Consider the following 16,600-nt stretch of genomic DNA (forward strand, 5'->3'; position numbering starts at 1 on the left):
CTGTGCCGGTCAGGAGCGGACGGCTTCGACCTTGCGCCAGCGGGCCTCGCAGAAGTTGTACGCGCCGTAGAGCACCAGGCCGGTGGCGACGGCGACCAGGAGCCAGGGGCCTGCCGGTGTGTCGGCCAGTTCGCGCAGGGTGCCGTCCAGGCCCTTGGCCTTGCCGGCGTCGAAGGCGAGCGCGGCGTGCGCGATGAAGACGCCGACGCCGGCGAAGACCAGGCCACGGGCGCTGGTGCCGATCACGCCGAGCACCTTGACGGCGGTACGGACCTTGGGATTCATCTGCGACGTGCGCAGCTCCTCGAGGAACTCATGCCGCACGGCGCTGACGACGCCCACGATGCCGTGGGCGAGGAAGCCCAGGCCGACGGCCAGCACCAGCCAGCGTCCGCCGGGCTCGGCCATCGCCTCGCTGGTGAAGCTCTTGGACTGCTCGTCGCTGCCCTTGCCGCCGTGTCCCGTCGCGTACCGCAGCACGCTGACGAAGAGCGCTGTGTAGATCGCGGCTCGGGCGAGCGCGGTCAGCCGTTTGGCCGGTTTGTGCCCGTCCGGCACGGGCTCGCCGTACAGGGCCTCCGAGCATCGCCACAGAACCATCCCCGCGAATCCCACCACGAGCAGCCACAGCATGACGGTGCCGCCGGGGTTGTCGACGACGGTCTGCAGCGCGCCCTTCTTGTCCGCTTCCGCTCTGCCGCGGCCCAGCCCGATCTGGAGCGCGAGCCATCCGATCAGCAGGTAGATGACCCCATGGGTCACCAGTCCGGCGCGGGAGAGCAGGTGGAACAGATCATGTCCCGCCGCCTGCCGCCCTGCCCGTTGCGCCTTCCTCGTGACACTCGGCGTCATCGTTCGCCCTCCTCTGAAGTCGGCACGACCGTGCCCCGCACGATGAGGACCAAACGACGGCGAACCCCCTCACGGCGGATGCCCCGCTCGGCGATGGAGGCTCCGGAACCAGAGCCCGTCGCGTCGGCCCACGTTCTCGATCTCTGAGATGGGCTCGTCGGCCACCTCCTCCCGGCCTGGGTGGTTCAGGGGCCCAGGCCGTGGAAGATGATCGCGAGGGTGCGGTGCTGGAGGTCGGGGTTCCAGGTCGAGTGGAGGGCGGCCTGGCAGGTGCCGGCCAGCAGGGCGATGATCTCGTCGGGGCGGATGTCCCGGCGGACGGTGCCGGAGTGCTGGGCGCGTGCCAGGAGTTCTTCGATCTCGTGTCGGAGGGGCTGGACCGCGTCGGTGATCTGAAGCTCGATCCCGGTCGCGGGATCGGCGTCGGGGGCCGTGAGCGTTTCGGCCCTGGCGGTGAGGCGGTGCAGGAGGTCCTTCATGAGGGCCTGCAGGAGTGCCTGTTCCGTGGGGAAGTGCCGGAACACCGTCCCGATCGCCACTCCCGCTTTGGCGGCGGCCTCCTCCGTCGACGCCGTGGAACCCTTCTCGGCGAAGACCTCGCGGGCCGCGGCGAGGATGCGGGCGCGGTTGCGGCGGGCATCCGCGCGACGACCTCGGCCCGCGTGCGGTGTTCGAGCAGATGCGACGGCAGTGGCTCGGCGGCGAAGGCGGGCCGCTGCCCGATCTGCTGGCCGAGGACGTCGTCATCGAGATGCCGTTCGCGCGGCCGGGCGGCCCGTCGCGGATCGAGGGACGTGCGGCGTTCCTGGCGTTCGCCGAACCTCGGCGGGCCGCGTTCCCCGTGCGGTTCGAAGCGGTGCGGGAGGTGGCCGTCCATGACACCGCCGATCCGGAGGTGATCGTCGTGGAGTACGAGCTCGAAGGGACCGTGACCACCACGGGTCACCGCGCCTCCGCCCGGTTCATCGGGGTCCTCCGCGCCCGCGACGGCCGGATCGTGCTCTGGCGGGAGTACCAGAACACCCAGGCGATAGCCGAGGCGCTGGAGTACCGACCGTCCTGATCGCCTCTCGTCGCTGACGCGGAATCGTTGCCGGTTCTCCCCGCTACCAGGACGAGACCGACCGGCGGAAGCCCGATGTTCCGTCCGCCGGGGTTGCCCATGCGCCCTCTCCGGGGGGCGTTCAGGCCGGAGGGGCCGGTGGTGTCGCGCGGCCGAGGGGGGTCATCCGCCTCGGGTCGATGGGGTCGGCGCAGTGGGGGCAGGTGAGGGCCGGGGTGATGATCTCGCCGCACGGCTGGTGGCGGAGGCGGAGGGGCGGGCCGTCCTCGCCCGACATCCAGCGGTCGCCCCAGCCCGCGATCGAGATGATCACCGGGTAGAGGTCGAGGCCCTTGGCGGTCAGCTTGTACTCGTTGCGGACGGGGCGCTCGCTGTAGGGGCGGCGTTCGAGGATGCCGTGGTCGACCAGGACGGCCAGGCGGTCGGCCAGCAGGTGGCGGGAGACGCCGAGGTCGGCCTGGAAGTCCTCGAAGCGGCGGACGCCGAGGAAGGCGTCGCGCAGCACGAGCAGGGTCCAGCGGTCGCCGATCACCGACAGGGTGCGGGCGACCGAGCAGTCGACGTCCCCGATGTCCTTCCATCGCATGACACGAGTGTATTGCGTTCCTTTTCGGAACTGACTAAGTTCCGAAAAGGAACTTACCGGCGTCGAAGGGGTGCCCATGGACGAGTGGCGGCCGAGCGCGTGCATCTTGTGCGAGTGCAACTGCGGGGTGGAGATCCTGGTCGGCCCGTCCGGCTCGTTCGACAAGATCCGGGGCGACAAGCTGCACCCGGCGTCCCACGGCTACACCTGCAACAAGGCGCTGAGGCTCGACCGTTACCAGAACGGGCGGACCGAGCGGCTCACCCGGCCCCTGCGCAAGGCGCCCGACGGGACGTTCGAGGAGGTCTCCTGGCAGACGGCGATCGCCGAGATCGCCGGGCGGCTCAAGGAGCTTCCCGGAGAGTCGATCTTCTATTACGGGGGCGGCGGGCAGGGCAACCACCTCGGCGGCGCCTATGCCACGGCGACGATGAAGGCCTACGGGGCGAAGTACCGCTCCAGTGCCCTGGCGCAGGAGAAGACCGGCGAGTTCTGGGTGAGCGCCCGGATGCTCGGCGCCCCGACCCGCTCGGACTTCGAGCACTGCGAGGTCGCGGTGTTCGTCGGCAAGAACCCCTACCAGTCGCACGGTTTCCCGCGGGCCCGGGCGGTCCTCAAGGAGATCGGCAAGGACCCGGCGAGGTCGATGATCGTCATCGATCCGGTGCGGACCGAGACCGCCGAGCTCGCCGACTTCCACCTGCGGATCCGGCCGGGGACCGATGTCTATCTGCTGACCGCGATGGCCGCCGTGCTCGTCCAGGAGAAGCTGATCGACGAGGACTGGCTGGCCGAGCACGCCGACGGGCTGGAGAAGGTCCGGGCGACGCTCGCCGCCGTCGCGGTGGGCCGGTACTGCGCGATCGCGGGCGTCGAGGAGGATCTCGTCCGGGCGGCGTCCCGCAGGATCGCCTCGGCCTCCTCGGTGGCGGTCACCGAGGATCTCGGGGTGCAGATGAACCGCGACTCCACGGTCGTCTCCTACGTCCAGCGGCTGCTGTGGCTGCTGACCGGCAACCTCGCCGTGCCGGGCACGCAGTACGTCTTCTCCAACCTCGCGCCGATCGCCCGCGACCGCGGGCACAAGGTCGGCGAGGGGCCGGTCAGCCCGGTCGCGGGTGCGAAGATCATCAGTGGTCTGGTGCCCTGCAACGTGATCGCCGAGGAGATCCTCACCGACCATCCGGCGCGCTACCGGGCGATGCTGGTGGAGAGCTCGAACCCGGCGCACTCGCTGGCCGACTCCGCGGCCATGCGCTCCGCGCTCCAGGCCCTGGACCTGCTGGTCGTCATCGACGTCGCGATGACGGAGACCGCGCGGCTCGCCGACTACGTCCTGCCGGCGCCCACCCAGTTCGAGAAGTGGGAGGCGACGTTCTTCACCTTCGACTTCCCGCGCAACATCTTCCATCTGCGCAAGCCCGTCGTGCGGGCTCCCGAGGGCCCGCTGCCCGAACCGGAGATCCACGCGCGGCTGGTGGAGGCCTCGGGTGCGCTGCCTCCCGGCGTCGTCGCGCCGCTGCGGGAGGCCGCCGTCCGGGGCCGCGCGGAGTTCGCCGAGGCGTTCCTGAACCTGCTCGGCGCGGAACCGCGGCTGGCGCGGCTCGCCCCGGTGCTGCTCTACCGGACGCTCGGACCGACCCTTCCGGACGGCGCCGCGGCCGCGGCGGTCCTGTGGGGCGCGGCCCACACCTTCGTCCAGGAGAACCCCGCAGGAGTGAAACGCGCCGGATACGGCGAGGGCCTGGAGGCCGGCGAACGGCTCTTCGACGCGATCGTGTCCAGTCCGCACGGCGTGGTCACCACCGACGACGAGCACGAGGAGACCTGGCGGCGGCTGAAGGGACGCCGGATCCAGCTCGACCTTCCCGAGTTCCTCGCCGAGGTGGCCGGCCTCGGCGACCGTCCCGAGCGCGCCGGCGACGCCGAATGGCCGTTCGTCCTGTCGGCCGGCGAACGCCGCGCCTTCACCGCCAACACGATCATCCGCGACCCGGACTGGCGCAGGCGCGACGCCGAGGGCGCGCTGCGCATCGCGCCGTCCGACGCCGCCCGCCTGGGCCTGGCCACGGGCGACCGCGCCGTGCTGAGCACGAGGCGCGGCAGCGTCGAGGTCGTCGTCGAGCCGACCGACCGCATGCGCCCCGGCCACATCTCCCTGCCCAACGGCTTCGGTCTCGACCATCCCGACCCCGAATCCGGACGCGTCGTCACCGGCATCGCCCCCAACGAACTCACCTCGAGCGAGGCCCGCGACCCCTACGCCGGAACCCCCTGGCACAAGCACGTCCCCGCCCGTCTCACCCCGCTGACGGCCGGCACCTGAGCGTCGGCGCGCCGCCTGGCCAGGAGATCCCGACGACCGAAAGGCTGCGAGGGTGGGTTCAGAGGATCGCCCGGGCACAGGTGCCCCCACCATCCGCGAGGCGATGATCCGCGCGGCCAGGCTCCACCCGCTCGACACGACCGTGGCCGAGGCATCGGCGGCCCTGGCGAACCCCCACGTCCACCTCCTCCTGCTGGTCGAGGACCGGATCCTGCACGGAACCCTCACCACCGGCGACCTCACCGGCGCCCCCGGCCCCCTTCCCGCCCTGCGCTACGCCCGCCTCGCGGGCCGCACCATCGCAGCGGACGCCGATCTCGCCCTGGTGCACGCCGAAATGATCTCCTCGGGCCGGCGCAGGCTGGCCGTCGTCGACTCCCAGGGCGCCCTCCTGGGCCTCCTCTGCCTCAAAGCGAGCCGGACGGGCTTCTGCACCGACCAGGGCATAGCGGCCCGCGCCCGTCCGGGATGAACGGAGGCGGATCGGTTCGAGGCGGCGCCGCGGTGGCGGGCGCTGCCGCTGCGGAAGCCGCAGCCCGGCGCGGAAGTCGCTGATGGCGATGAGGGCGGCCGTCGGGGAGCGCGGTCGCGTCAGGCGGTCTCGGCCCGGAGACGCGGTGTGCGCGAGTCCTCGAGCTGCCGCTCGATGAGGGCGGTCGTGGTGGCGCGGGTCTCGTCGGGGGCGGGGGACCGGGCGATGAGGAGTGCCGCTTCGGTCAGGGCGGCGATGAGCAGGTGGGCGCGTTCCTCGATCGCCGCTGAGGGGAGGGCGCCGGCCGACGCGGCGGCGGCCAGGCCCCGGCGCAGCAACCCGAAGCCGCCGTCCTCCGCGTCGATGTCCCTCCACCGGGCCCACCCCAGGGCGGCGGGCGCGTCGATCAGCGCGATCTGCCGGTAGGTCCGCTCCGTGCATACCTCCAGGTAGAGGCGGCAGCCGGCCTTCAGCACCTCGACGGGGTCGGCGCCGGGGACGGCGACGCCGAGCAGCCGCCCGGACACCTCGTGGCACAGGTCCGTGTAGACGGCCGCGAGCACCTCGATCTTGTCGCGGTAGTGGTGGTAGAGCGCGCCCTTGGAGACCCCGGCCCTGTCCGCGATCTGGTCGATGCTGGTCCGCTCGTACCCGTGCTCGGCGAACAGGTCGGACGCCGCGGCCATGATGGCTCGCTGTGTGCTGACCGATCGCTCCGCTTGCTGCCTGCGCATCCACGGATCGTATCCGAGCCCGGCCCCGCGGACTATACAAACCGACCGTCGGTATGTAAGTTCGCCATGTCGAGCACGGCCCGGCATCGTCGCGTGAGAAAGGCACCGAACGATATGAAGATCGCGATCATCGGTGGGACCGGCACCATCGGAGCCCACCTCCTGCCCCTCCTGGCGAAGACCGACGCTCAGGTGACGGCCCTCGCCAGAACCTCCGCGGCCGCCGAGGCCGTACGCCGTTCGGGCGCGACGCCGATCCTCGGTGATCTCTCCGACGGAGAAGCGGTCAAGTCCCTGGTGGGGGAGGCCGACTCCCTGCTGCTCCTGACCGCCAACACCCCCGGCCAGCTCGATCAGGAGAGCCGGGTCATCGAGGCGAACGCCTCATCCCGGCGTGCGCTGGTGGTCAAGGTGTCGGCCCCCGGCGTGAGCGGTGACTCGCCCCTCGCCTTCGGCCGAACCCATCACGCGGCGGAGGAGCTGCTGCGGGCCTCGGGCGTCGACCACGTCGTCATCAGGCCGGGCTGGCTCATGCAGAACGTCGGCCTCGTGCTCGACGGCATCGTCCGCGGCGGCGAACTCGCCCTGCCGATCGGGACGGGCGCGATCGCCGCCGTCGACGCGCGTGACGTCGCGGCGGCCTGCCGCGTCGCGCTCACCGAACCCGCCCGGCTCCCCTCCGGAGACCTGCTGGTGATAGGCCGGGAGGACGTCGACGGCGCGGCGATGGCCGAGGCGCTGAGCACCGCGGCACGACGCGCCATCACCTTCCGGGACGCCACCAGGGAGGAGTTCGAGGCCTCCCTTCGCGCGAACGGCACGCACGCCGAACTCGTCGACGACCTCGCCTTCCTCTACGACGTCGTCATCAGAAACGGCTTCGTGGCGGGCCCGGACTCCTCCGTCGAAGAGCTCACCGGAGCCCGGGCCACCACCTTCGGCTCCTTCGCGACGGACCACTCCGCCTGGTTCACCCCGCGTGGCTGACCTGCCCGAACCGACGATCGGAATCCTGGTGTCCCCACCCCCGCGTATCGGACTCTGGTACGACCTCCGCAACCCCGGGCCGTCCCGGCGGACCTTCACCGGCCTCTACCGGGCCACCCTCGACCAGATCGCCTGGGCCGAATCCCTCGGAATCGGCTCGGCCTGGTTCTCCGAGCACCACTTCGCGGACGACGGCTACACCCCGTCTCCTCTGGTGTTCGCGGCCGCGGCCGCGGAACGGACCACCACCATGCGGCTCGGGACGAACCTGGTGCAGGCGCCGCTGCACGACCCGATCCGCCTCGCCGAGGACGCCGCGACGGTCTCGCTGCTGTCGGAGGGCCGCTTCGATCTCGGCGTCGGCCTCGGGTACCGGCAGCTCGAATTCGAGACGTTCGGCAGGACCCTCCGGCACCGCCCGAGCCTGCTCACCGAAGGCATCGACATCCTCCGTCAGGCGTGGTCCGGCGAGGAGGTCCACCTCGACGGCGAACGCCACCAGGTACGCGGAGTCAAAGTCCGCCCGATCCCCGAACAGCGACCCCGGATCATGGTCGGGGGCATCGCGGATCCGGCGATCAGGCGTGCCGCCGCCATCGGAGACGGGTTCCTCAGCGCGGTGGACGCCACGATCCCGGTCTACCTCGACGAAGCCCGCTCCCTCGGGAAGGAGCCGGCGGTCTGCGCCGCCCAGTGGGCGATCGTCGCCGACGATCCCGAGCGCGAGTGGGCCCGCGTCGGAGACCTCGCCCTCTACCAGATCAACACCTACATCTCCTGGGGCGCGTTCGGCCCCCCGGACCGCGTACCCACCTACGCGGACCGCGACGAACTCCTGGCCGGCGGGCTATTCGCGATCTGGGACCCGGCCACCGCGGCCGGGCACATCACCCGCCTCCTGCGCGAGCACCCCCAGGTCGAAGACGTCCACTTCTGGGCCCAGCTCCCGGGCGAGGACGTCGCCGGCGGATCCGCCCGCATCGAAGTCCTCGCCCATCAGGTCCTGCCCGCGGTCACCGCCGCCCTGAAGCAGCCCTGAACCGACCACGGAATCGGCCGTGCCGTCACCCGGGTCCTGCCGAAACGGATCGTCGGCGAGGCTCCGCGGTTGCTCGCGGCGTCCTCGCCAGGCGACCACACCGACGACCTCGCCGAAGCCGCACTCCTGCTCGCCGAGAACCACGACCAGCCGTTACCCGGCCTGCCGCACACCCTCGCCACCCGCATCCCTGACCTCGCGGCGGCGCGCGGACACACGAGACCGGTGCGGCGGAAGCGCCGGGCCGGGACGCGACCGTTCGGCGCTCAGGGGGTGCGGGGCGGACCGGGCCCGGGGCCGACGGCGTAGACGAACCGCCGCGCTCACGGTGAGGGACGGTCCTCCAGGTGAGGCCGGGCGGGGCCGGCCGGGCGGCGGCCCCAGGCGGAGATCAGCGGGGCGAGCGTCAGATCGAGTTCGCCGGCCTGGACGGCCGCGAGATGCGCGTCGATCTCGGTGTCGTCGGTCAGGCCGGCCTTGAGCAGCTCGCCGCGCACGTGGCGGATGGTCGCCGCCTCCAGGTGGTCGCAGGCCCGTCCGCCGACCGGGAAGGAGCCCGAGGCGGCGACGTCCACCAGCCCGGCCTCGCGCAGGGCCCGGGGCAGGGTCCGGCCGTAGCGGAGGTCGGCGCCGCGGCGTGCCAGGAGTTCCCGGACGGCTTCACGCATCCTGTTGGCCCGCCGCTGGGCGGGGCCTCCGTCGTCCAGGCACGCCAGGGGCTGCAGGGCGGTGTCGGCGTCCTCGACCAGCAGCACGCCGCCGGGCCGCAGCGCCGCCGCCATGGTCGCCAGCGCCCGTGCCCGGTCGGGTACGTGGACGAGCACGAGCCGGGCGTGCACCAGGTCGAACGTGCCCGGTTCCGGGGGCGGGTCGGCGGCGACGTCGTGCCGCCGCACCTCGTAGCCGTCACCCGGATGCAGCCAGGACGGATCGATGTCGGTGGCCAGCACATGCCCGGTCGGGCCGACGGCCGCCGCGAGCGCCTCCGGGATGCTGCGGCCCCCGGCTCCCACCTCCCAGCAGCGCGAGCCCGCCCCGACTCCGAGCCGGTCGAAGTGCCCCCGCGTCACGCCGTCGAACAGCTCGGCCAGCCAGACGAATCGCTCGCCCGCCTCGGCACGCGCGTTGTCCAGCAGATAACCGCGGGCGGGAGCCGGCGGTCCCTCGGGCCCGGTGGCCCCGTGTTCCGGGTCCGGCCGGACGTCTTCGTGCGGAGGGCGGGGTGCGGAGGTCATCACCCCATGGTCGCATCCCGGGGCGGTCCGGTGGGCGTGAGATCATCGGGGTCTGTCCTCGAGACAGGCCCCGGTTTCGAGTGGTTCGTCGGAAGGCGGTGTCCGCGGGTGTCGTTCCATGTGGCTGTCGGGCGGGCCGGCCGTCCGGCAGAGATGGTCAACCGGCATCAGGAGCGGGATTCGCTCGCCGGTCTTCTGGCCGGGGTCCGTGAGGGTCAGGGCCGGGCGATCGTCGTGACGGGCGACGCCGGGGTGGGGAAGACGGCTCTCCTGGACGACATGGCCGCGCGGGCGACCGCGTTCCAGGTTCTGCGGGTGTCCGGCGTGCAGTCGGAGATGGAGCTGCCGTTCGCCGGCCTGCACCAGCTCTGCGCCCCCCTGCTGGACGGGCTGGAGAGGCTGCCGGCGCCGCAGTGCCAGGCGCTGCGCACCGCGTTCGGCCTGGCGGAGGGGCCGCCTCCGGCCCGTTTCCTGGTAGGGATGGCCGTCCTCAGCCTCCTGTCGGAGGCGTCACGGGCGAATCCGCTGCTGTGCGTCGCTGACGATCTTCACTGGCTGGACAAGGCGTCGGCGCAGGCCCTCGGATTCGCGGCCCGGCGGCTCGGCGCCGACCCGATCGGCATGGTGTTCGGCACCCGCACCCCCACCGAGGAGATCGTCGGCCTCTACGAGCTCAGGCTCGTCGGCCTGACCAACCGGCACGCGCGCGAACTGCTCGCCGCGGCGCTGACCGGGCCGCTGGACGAGCGCGTCCGCGACCAGATCGTCAGCGAGACGCGCGGCAATCCGCTGGCGCTGCTGGAGCTGCCGAGGACGCTCTCGCGCGAGGAGCTCGCCGGCGGGTTCGGGTTTCCCGGCGCCGCCCAGCTCTCCGGCAGGATCGAGGAGGGCTTCACCCTCCAGCTGAAGGAGCTGCCCGCCGACACGCTGTTGCTGCTGCAGCTCGCGGCGGCCGACCCGTCCGGGGACTCCTCCCTGGTGTGGCGGGCCGCCGAGCGGCTCGGCGTCACCCATGAGGCGGCGCAGCCGGCCGCCGACGCGGGGCTCGCGGAGTTCGGCCACCGGATCAACTTCCGCCACCCCCTGCTGCGGCTGGCGGCCTACCGGTCGGCGCCCGCGCGGGAACGCCATTCGGTGCATCTGGCGCTGGCCGGGTCGACCGACCCCGACGTCGATCCCGACCGCTGGGCCTGGCATCGTGCGCAGGCCTCGACCGGCCCCGACGAGGAGGTCGCCGCCGACCTGGAGCGCTCCGCGGGACGCGCGCAGGCCCGCGGCGGGCCGAACGCCGCCGCCGCGTTCCTGGAGCAGGCCGTCGTCCTGACCGTCGATCCGGCGCGCAGGATCGACCGGCTGCTCGCCGCCGCGCAGGCCAACCTGCAGGCCGGTTCCTTCGATCACGCGCTGGAGCTGGTCGGGATCGCCGAGGCGGAGCCTCTGTCGGAACTCCAGAGCGCGAAGGCCGGGCTGCTGCGCGGGCACGTCGCGTTCGCCTCCGGGCTGGGCGCCGAGGGGGCGCTGCTGCTGCACCAGGCGGGCAAGCGGGTCGAGCCGCTCGACCTCGGGCTGGCCCGCGAGACCTACCTGAACGCCTGGATGGCCGGGATGTTCGCCGGGGGCCTCGCCGAAGGCGGAAGCATGACCGACGTGTCCCGGACGGCGCTCAAGCTTCCGGTCTCGGCGGAGCCCGACGAGGCCGAGCTCGTCCTCGAAGCGATCTCGCGGGTCGTCGTCGACGGTCCCGCGGCGGCCGCGGGCGTGCTGCGGCGGGCCGTGGACGCCGTCCTCGACTCCTCCCTCACCCCCGACGAGGTCGTGCGCTGGGGATGGTTCGGGCACGCCGCCGCGATCGCCCGCTGGGACTTCGCCAACTGGCGCTTCCTGCTCTCCCGGGAGCTCAACGTCCTGCGCGATGTGGGCGCGTTCGACCTGATGCCGATCGTCATGGCCACGCTCGGCACCGTCGTCACCTGGTCGGGGGACTTCGACGCGTCCGCGGCGCTGTTCGCCGAGGCCGACGCGGTGTGCGAGGCCACCGGCGCCCCGGCCGCCGCGTTCGGTCCCGCGATGCTGTCCTGCCTGCGCGGCGACGAGGAGGAGGGGCTCCGGCGCGTCCAGGCCATGATCGCCGAGGTGGAGGTGACCGGCCAGGGCGTCAGCATCACCTACGCGAACTGGATCGCCGCGGTCCTCTACAACGGCCTCGGCCGGTTCGAGGAGGCGATGGCCGCCGCCCGTGCGTCGGCCGAGAGCTCCGCCGAGCTGTTCGTGGCGCAGTGGCCGCTGCCGGAGCTCGTCGAGTCGGCGGTGCGGTGCGGTGAGACCGGGGTCGCCGAGGCGGCCCTGAACCGGCTGGCCGAGTGGACGACGGCCGGTGCGACCGATGTCGGGCTCGGGCTGGAGGCCCGTTCGCGCGCCCTGCTCAGCGAGGGCGAGGCCGCCGACGGCCTCTACCGGGAGGCCGTCGAGCGGCTCGGCCGGACGGAGCTCCGCCCGGAACTGGGCCGCGCCCGCCTGCTGCACGGCGAGTGGCTGCGCCGCGAGGATCGCCGCGCCGACGCCCGCCGTGAACTGCGGATCGCGCACGAGCTGTTCACCGAGATCGGCATGAAGGCGTTCGCCGAACGGGCCCGCCGCGAGCTGCTGGCGGCCGGGGACCGGGTCCGCCGGGAGACGGCGGAGAACGTCGTCGAGCTGACCGCCCAGGAGGCGCTGATCGTCCGCCTCGCCTGCGAGGGCCGGACCAATCCCGAGATCGGCGCCCAGCTGTTCCTGAGCGCCCGCACGGTCGAGTGGCACCTGCGCAAGGTCTTCGGCAAGCTCGGCATCACCTCCCGCCGCGAGCTCCCCGCCGCGATCGCCCGCCGTTCCTGACCCGCCGTCGCACCGGCGTGCTGTCACGGACGCGTCCGGCGTCCTGTCTCAGTCGGTGACCGGGAGGCCGTCGGGGCCCCGGGACCAAGGGGGCACCGATGAACGCACCGGCGATGGTCGCCGAGTTCGATGACGTCGCCGGCTGGACGGCCGACGCCGTCGAACGTCTGGGGGAGCGGTACGCGATTCCGGCGGCCTGCCGGGGCAGCGCGAGCCCGGCGGCCCTGGCCTGGCTGGCCGAGGCGTGTGAGCTGGCGGCCGGTGATCTCCTGCTGGATGTCGGGGCGGGGGTCGGCGGCCCGGCGGCCTGGGCGGCGAGCCGGTTCGGCGTCCGGCCGGTCCTGGTGGAGCCGATGCCGTCCGCGTGCCGGGCGGCGTCGCGGCTGTTCGGGCTGCCGGTGGTGCGAGCGGAGGGGACGCGGATACCGCTGCGCGACCGGTCGGCCGACGCCGTGTGGTGCCTGGGGGTGCTGTGCACCGTCCGGGACAAGGCGGCGATGCTCCGGGAGTTCCACCGGGTGCTGAAGCCGGGCGCCTCGCTGGGGCTGCTGGTGATCGTCGCCCGTGGGTCGTGGGTGGGGCCCGTCCCCGAGGGCAACCATTTCCCGACGCGCAGGGAACTGGCCGCCCTCCTCGACGGCGCCGGCTTCGATCTGGTCGAGCAGGTCGAGGCCCCGAGCGGTGTGCCGCTGTCCTGGTCGCGGCGCTCGGCGCGGGTCGCCGCGGCCGTCGCCGCCCGGCACTCCGCCGAGCCGGCCCACCGGATGGCGGAGGGCCAGGGCGACATCTTCGGCCGGCTGTTCGCTTCCCGGCAGATCGCGACGCACCTGGTCCACGCCGCCTGGCGGGCGAAATGACGTCACCGGGTGCGGCGTGGGGAGCGGATCAGCATCTCGCTCACGGCGGTCCGCGGGCCCCGGGTGACGATGTAGCCGACGGCGTCCGCGACGTCCTCGGGCCGCACCGGGCCCGTGCCCGGCTCGACCACGGCGACCCGGACGCTCTCGTCCAGGAGCTCCCGGCGGAGCGCTTCGCTGAAGGAGCCGAGCCACGCCTTGGTCAGGCCGTAGACGCTGCTCCCCGGCCGGGCGGCCCGTCCCGCGGTGGAGCCGACGCTGACGAGATCGGCGACCTGCCGCGGCGAGGTCGACGCCGCGTAGATCAGATGCGGGACGGCGGCGTGGGTGAGGTGGAGCAGGGCCGCCACGTTGACGGCGATCATCCGGTCCCAGGCCTCGACGGGCGTGTGCAGGGCGGAGTCGAGCAGCATGGTCTCGGCGCCGTTGACCAGGACGTCCAGGCGTCCCAGCCGGTCCAGGGTCTCGTCGACGGCGAGGTCGGTTCCGCCGGGTTCGGTGAGATCCGCGGCGATGGCGACCGCGTGCCCGCCCGACGCGGTGATGGCGCGGGTGACCCGCTCCAGCGGGCCGTGGTGGCCGGCGACGAGGGCGACCGACGCCCCCTCCGACGCCAGCCGCCGCGCCGTCGCGGCCCCGATGCCGCCGGTGGCGCCCGTGACCAGGGCGACCGTCCCGTTCAGTGGTTGATCAGACATGCGGCCAGCCTCGCCGGGACGGCCCCCGGTTCGCACCCGGGGGACTCCCTGGTTCCCCGGGGCCCGGGGTCAGCCGGACGTGCCGTCCTCGTCCCGGGGCAGGACCTGGGAGAGCTGCCGCCGGGAGCTGATCTCCAGCTTGGTGAAGATCTTGCGGAGATGCCATTCGACGGTGCGGGGGCTCAGGAAGAGGCGGGAGCCGACCTCCGGATTGGACAGGCCGTCCCTGGCGAGCAGCGCGATCTGCAGCTCCTGGGCGGTCAGCTCGGCGGCGGCCGGGACCGGGCCCTTCCGCTTGCGGACGGTCTCGCCGGTGGCGAGCAGCTCCCGCCGGGCGCGTTCGGCGAACGCCTCCATCCCGATCGAGGAGAACATCTCGTGGGCGGTCCGCAGGTGCGTCCTGGCCTCGGTGCGCTGCCGGTCGCGGCGCAGCCACTCCCCGTACAGCAGGTGGGCGCGGGCGAGCTCGGGGCGGAGGGTCGTCCGGCCGAGCCGGTCGATCGCCTGCCGGTAGAGGCCGTCGGCGTCGCCGCCGTCGCTGGTCAGGGCCTGGCAGCGGGTCAGGATGCCCTGCGCCCAGTCGGTGTCGCAGGGCTCCGCGGCCTCGGCCAGGTCGGACAGCGCGCCGTGGGCGGAGGCGTGGTCGCCGGTGCGGGCCGCGGCCTCGATGAGCTCGGGCAGGGCCCACTGCGAGGTGAGCGCGTTGGCGCTCTGGAGGGTGGCCCGCGCCGCCGACAGGGCCGGCTCGTACCGGGCGAGGCCGTTGTAGAGGATCGACGCCGCCCACTGCGCGGAGGAGACGCCGTTGAGCTGCCCGCTCGCGACGGACTCCTCGATCGTCGTGGTGATCAGCGGGACGGCCTCCTCCTCCCGTCCGCGCATCCCGGCCAGCAGGAGCCGGGTGTGCTGGGCGATGGGCATGCCGGTGACGGCCGTCGCGGAGTCGGCCTGGACGGCGATCGAGGCGGCGGCGGCGAAGTCGCCCGTCATCGTGACCGGGACGCCCAGCGCGTGGAGGTAGATCGGCAGATCGGACATGACGCCGGCCGCGCGCACGATCTCGATCATCCTGGCGGGCGTCTCCGTCATGATCGCGTCCTCCCAGAGGAACGCGGTCAGGCCGAACGCGGCCCACCCCCACTTCATGAGGTCCTCGGGAGGGTGGGCGGGGAGGGCGGCCAGCGCCCGCCGCAGGTAGGGCAGGGCGGCGGCCCGGTCGTCGGTGATGAGCAGCGCGAACGCCCTGACGATGAGGTCGAGCGCGCTCGGGGCGTTCTCGGGGAGGGGGAGCTCCCGCATCGCCCGTGAGATGCGGAGCATGCTGTCGCGGTTGGTGGCCCCGTACGCCGCGCTTCCCCAGGCGAGCAGGTAGGTCCGGCGGGCCAGGTCCCGGTCGAAGGGCTCCAGCCGCCGGGCGGCCGACAGCAGCATCAGCGGGCCCTTGTCGTCGAGCCCGGACGCGAAGACGATGTGGCTGCGCAGAAGATGGGCGCGGACGCGCTGGAACTCCTCCCGCGCGTGCCGTTCGGCGACGTCGATGAGGTCGCGGGCCACCTCGAGCCCGCCCGCCAGGAAGGTCGCGTCGGCGGCCAGCAGGGCCCGTTCGGCGCGCAGCGAGCCGTCGGAGGTCAGCGCCACCGACCGCTGGAGGAACGCGGCCGCGGCGGCGGGACCGCCCCGCGCCCGCACCCGGCCGGCGGATCGTTCCAGCTCGGCGGCGACGCTCTCGTCGGGCGCGAACGCCGCGGCCGCCAGATGCCAGGCGCGGCGGTCGGGATCGGCGACGCCGTCGACGGCCTCCGCCAGCGCCAGATGGACCGTGCGCAGATCCCGCCGGTTCGCCGACCCGTACACGGCGGACCGGACGAGCGGATGCCGGAACACCACCCGGACGCCGAACGTCAGCAGCCCGTCCATCTCGCCCGCCAGATCGGACGGGGAGGCGATCCCGAGCCGTTCCGCGCACCGCCGGACCAGCATCGGGTCGCCGGTCGGCTCCGCGGCGGCGACCAGGAGCAGCAGCCGTGCCTGCTCGGGCAGGCCGTCGATCCGGGCCTGGAAGCCCTGCTCGATCCGGTCGGGAAGCCCATCGGCGTGCGGCAGCCCGAACTCGCCCGCCATCTGCGTCACCGTCAGGACGCGCGGCAGTTCCAGCAGGGCGAGCGGGTTGCCCCGCGCCTCGGCCACGAACCTCTCGCGGACCCGCGGATCGAGCCGGACGCTCGTCACCGAGTCCAGCAGCGTGGCGGCGTCGGCGTCACGCAGCCCGGTGATCTCCAGCTCCGGCAGCCCGATCAGGTCTGCGGGGCGTTCGCGCGAGCCGAAGAACAGCGCGACCGACTCGGCGAGCAGCCGCCGGGCGACGATGCCCAGGATCTGCGCCGACTCCCGGTCCAGCCAGTGCGCGTCGTCCACGACGCACAGCTGGGGGCCGTCCTCGGAGGCGTCCGACAGCAGGCTCAGCACCGAGAGCCCGACCAGGAACCGTTCCGGCGCGGGCCCCGACCTCAGCCCGAAGACGGTCTCCAGCGCCTCGCACTGCAGGTCGGGCAGGTTCCGCCGCCGCTCCAGCAGCGGCATGCAGAGCTGGTGCAGGGCCGCGTAGGGGAGGGCCATCTCGGACTCGACGCCGCTCGCCCGCAGCACCCGCAGGCCCGTCGCCGTCCGCTCGGCGTACTCCAGCAGCGCCGACTTCCCGATGCCGGGAGCGCCGCGCAACACCAGGACCCTGCTCTGCCCGGCACGGACAGCCCCTACCAGGCGGTCGAGGACGGCGCATTCGGCGGCCCGGCCCAGCAGCCCGGTCGCATGGTCACGTCGGTTCACGCTACTCCGGTCGCTGTACCCGCTCCACGAGGACGATATGGGCGGATTCTA

14 protein-coding genes are annotated in these 16,600 nt (G+C 73.3%); 7 read left to right on the forward strand and 7 right to left on the reverse strand.

Features of this window, described 5'->3' with window-relative positions:
- Positions 1–9: 9 nt before the first annotated feature.
- Positions 10–852: a DUF1206 domain-containing protein gene (locus ABD785_RS11410; protein WP_344825921.1), complete on the reverse strand. Its 843-nt coding sequence runs from the start codon at positions 850–852 to the stop codon at positions 10–12.
- 185 nt (positions 853–1,037) lie between these two features.
- Positions 1,038–1,469: a TetR/AcrR family transcriptional regulator gene (locus ABD785_RS11415; RefSeq protein ID WP_344827084.1), complete on the reverse strand. Its 432-nt coding sequence runs from the start codon at positions 1,467–1,469 to the stop codon at positions 1,038–1,040.
- Positions 1,470–1,531: 62 nt separating this feature from the next.
- On the opposite strand from ABD785_RS11415, the gene ABD785_RS11420 reads away from it, so the two are divergent.
- Positions 1,532–1,915 carry a nuclear transport factor 2 family protein gene (locus tag ABD785_RS11420; RefSeq protein ID WP_344825924.1) on the forward strand — a complete coding sequence of 128 codons (384 nt, stop codon included), beginning with the start codon at positions 1,532–1,534 and terminating at the stop codon, positions 1,913–1,915.
- A gap of 121 nt (positions 1,916–2,036) precedes the next feature.
- Here the strand turns inward: ABD785_RS11420 and ABD785_RS11425 are convergent, their stop codons facing one another.
- Positions 2,037–2,501, reverse strand: a complete 465-nt coding sequence (locus tag ABD785_RS11425; RefSeq protein WP_344825927.1) for a winged helix-turn-helix transcriptional regulator — start codon at positions 2,499–2,501, stop codon at positions 2,037–2,039.
- A 76-nt stretch (positions 2,502–2,577) separates the two neighbouring features.
- Here ABD785_RS11425 and ABD785_RS11430 point away from each other — a divergent pair, with 76 nt between their 5' ends.
- On the forward strand, positions 2,578–4,827 hold the full coding sequence (locus tag ABD785_RS11430) for a molybdopterin-dependent oxidoreductase (protein WP_344825931.1): 2,250 nt from the start codon (positions 2,578–2,580) through the stop codon (positions 4,825–4,827).
- A 52-nt stretch (positions 4,828–4,879) separates the two neighbouring features.
- Positions 4,880–5,299, forward strand: coding sequence for a hypothetical protein (locus tag ABD785_RS11435; RefSeq protein ID WP_344825934.1), 420 nt, complete (start codon positions 4,880–4,882; stop codon positions 5,297–5,299).
- A gap of 119 nt (positions 5,300–5,418) precedes the next feature.
- On the opposite strand, the gene ABD785_RS11440 is transcribed toward ABD785_RS11435, so the two are convergent.
- Entirely contained in the window at positions 5,419–6,033 is a 615-nt protein-coding gene (locus tag ABD785_RS11440; protein WP_344825937.1) for a TetR family transcriptional regulator, read from the reverse strand.
- A gap of 114 nt (positions 6,034–6,147) precedes the next feature.
- On the opposite strand from ABD785_RS11440, the gene ABD785_RS11445 reads away from it, so the two are divergent.
- Together ABD785_RS11445 and ABD785_RS11450 are read left to right on the forward strand one after the other, a co-directional pair.
- Positions 6,148–7,020 (forward strand): NAD(P)H-binding protein, encoded by an 873-nt coding sequence (locus ABD785_RS11445; RefSeq protein WP_344825940.1) that lies wholly within the window; start codon positions 6,148–6,150, stop codon positions 7,018–7,020.
- Between the two features lie 28 nt (positions 7,021–7,048).
- A complete protein-coding gene (locus tag ABD785_RS11450; protein WP_344825943.1) occupies positions 7,049–8,059 on the forward strand; it encodes an LLM class flavin-dependent oxidoreductase in 1,011 nt (336 codons plus the stop codon).
- A 323-nt stretch (positions 8,060–8,382) separates the two neighbouring features.
- On the opposite strand, the gene ABD785_RS11455 is transcribed toward ABD785_RS11450, so the two are convergent.
- Positions 8,383–9,294, reverse strand: a complete 912-nt coding sequence (locus ABD785_RS11455; protein WP_344825946.1) for a methyltransferase domain-containing protein — start codon at positions 9,292–9,294, stop codon at positions 8,383–8,385.
- A 108-nt stretch (positions 9,295–9,402) separates the two neighbouring features.
- Between ABD785_RS11455 and ABD785_RS11460 the strand changes: the two genes are divergently transcribed.
- Together ABD785_RS11460 and ABD785_RS11465 are read left to right on the forward strand one after the other, a co-directional pair.
- Positions 9,403–12,168 (forward strand): ATP-binding protein, encoded by a 2,766-nt coding sequence (locus ABD785_RS11460; RefSeq protein ID WP_344825950.1) that lies wholly within the window; start codon positions 9,403–9,405, stop codon positions 12,166–12,168.
- Positions 12,169–12,266: 98 nt separating this feature from the next.
- On the forward strand, positions 12,267–13,025 hold the full coding sequence (locus tag ABD785_RS11465; RefSeq protein ID WP_344825953.1) for a class I SAM-dependent methyltransferase: 759 nt from the start codon (positions 12,267–12,269) through the stop codon (positions 13,023–13,025).
- 2 nt (positions 13,026–13,027) lie between these two features.
- On the opposite strand, the gene ABD785_RS11470 is transcribed toward ABD785_RS11465, so the two are convergent.
- Together ABD785_RS11470 and ABD785_RS11475 are read right to left on the reverse strand one after the other, a co-directional pair.
- The gene (locus ABD785_RS11470) at positions 13,028–13,723 is read right to left on the reverse strand and encodes an SDR family oxidoreductase (RefSeq protein WP_344825956.1); all 696 of its coding nucleotides are present in this window, start codon (positions 13,721–13,723) and stop codon (positions 13,028–13,030) included.
- Positions 13,724–13,792: 69 nt separating this feature from the next.
- Positions 13,793–16,549, reverse strand: coding sequence for an AAA family ATPase (locus ABD785_RS11475; RefSeq protein WP_344825959.1), 2,757 nt, complete (start codon positions 16,547–16,549; stop codon positions 13,793–13,795).
- Between the last annotated feature and the right edge of the window lie 51 nt (positions 16,550–16,600).

Origin of the sequence: Actinocorallia longicatena (assembly GCF_039534125.1) — a bacterium.
Lineage (GTDB): Bacteria > Actinomycetota > Actinomycetes > Streptosporangiales > Streptosporangiaceae > Actinocorallia > Actinocorallia longicatena.

Excerpts from the sequence above, each read along its gene's own strand:
- ABD785_RS11470 (WP_344825956.1), bottom strand. The coding sequence starts at position 13,723 with ATGTCTGATCAACCACTGAACGGGACGGTCGCCCTGGTCACGGGCGCC.
- ABD785_RS11430 (WP_344825931.1), top strand. The coding sequence starts at position 2,578 with ATGGACGAGTGGCGGCCGAGCGCGTGCATCTTGTGCGAGTGCAACTGC.
- ABD785_RS11440 (WP_344825937.1), bottom strand. The coding sequence starts at position 6,033 with ATGCGCAGGCAGCAAGCGGAGCGATCGGTCAGCACACAGCGAGCCATC.
- ABD785_RS11425 (WP_344825927.1), bottom strand. The coding sequence starts at position 2,501 with ATGCGATGGAAGGACATCGGGGACGTCGACTGCTCGGTCGCCCGCACC.
- ABD785_RS11410 (WP_344825921.1), bottom strand. The coding sequence starts at position 852 with ATGACGCCGAGTGTCACGAGGAAGGCGCAACGGGCAGGGCGGCAGGCG.
- ABD785_RS11420 (WP_344825924.1), top strand. The coding sequence starts at position 1,532 with ATGCGACGGCAGTGGCTCGGCGGCGAAGGCGGGCCGCTGCCCGATCTG.
- ABD785_RS11465 (WP_344825953.1), top strand. The coding sequence starts at position 12,267 with ATGAACGCACCGGCGATGGTCGCCGAGTTCGATGACGTCGCCGGCTGG.
- ABD785_RS11455 (WP_344825946.1), bottom strand. The coding sequence starts at position 9,294 with ATGACCTCCGCACCCCGCCCTCCGCACGAAGACGTCCGGCCGGACCCG.
- ABD785_RS11445 (WP_344825940.1), top strand. The coding sequence starts at position 6,148 with ATGAAGATCGCGATCATCGGTGGGACCGGCACCATCGGAGCCCACCTC.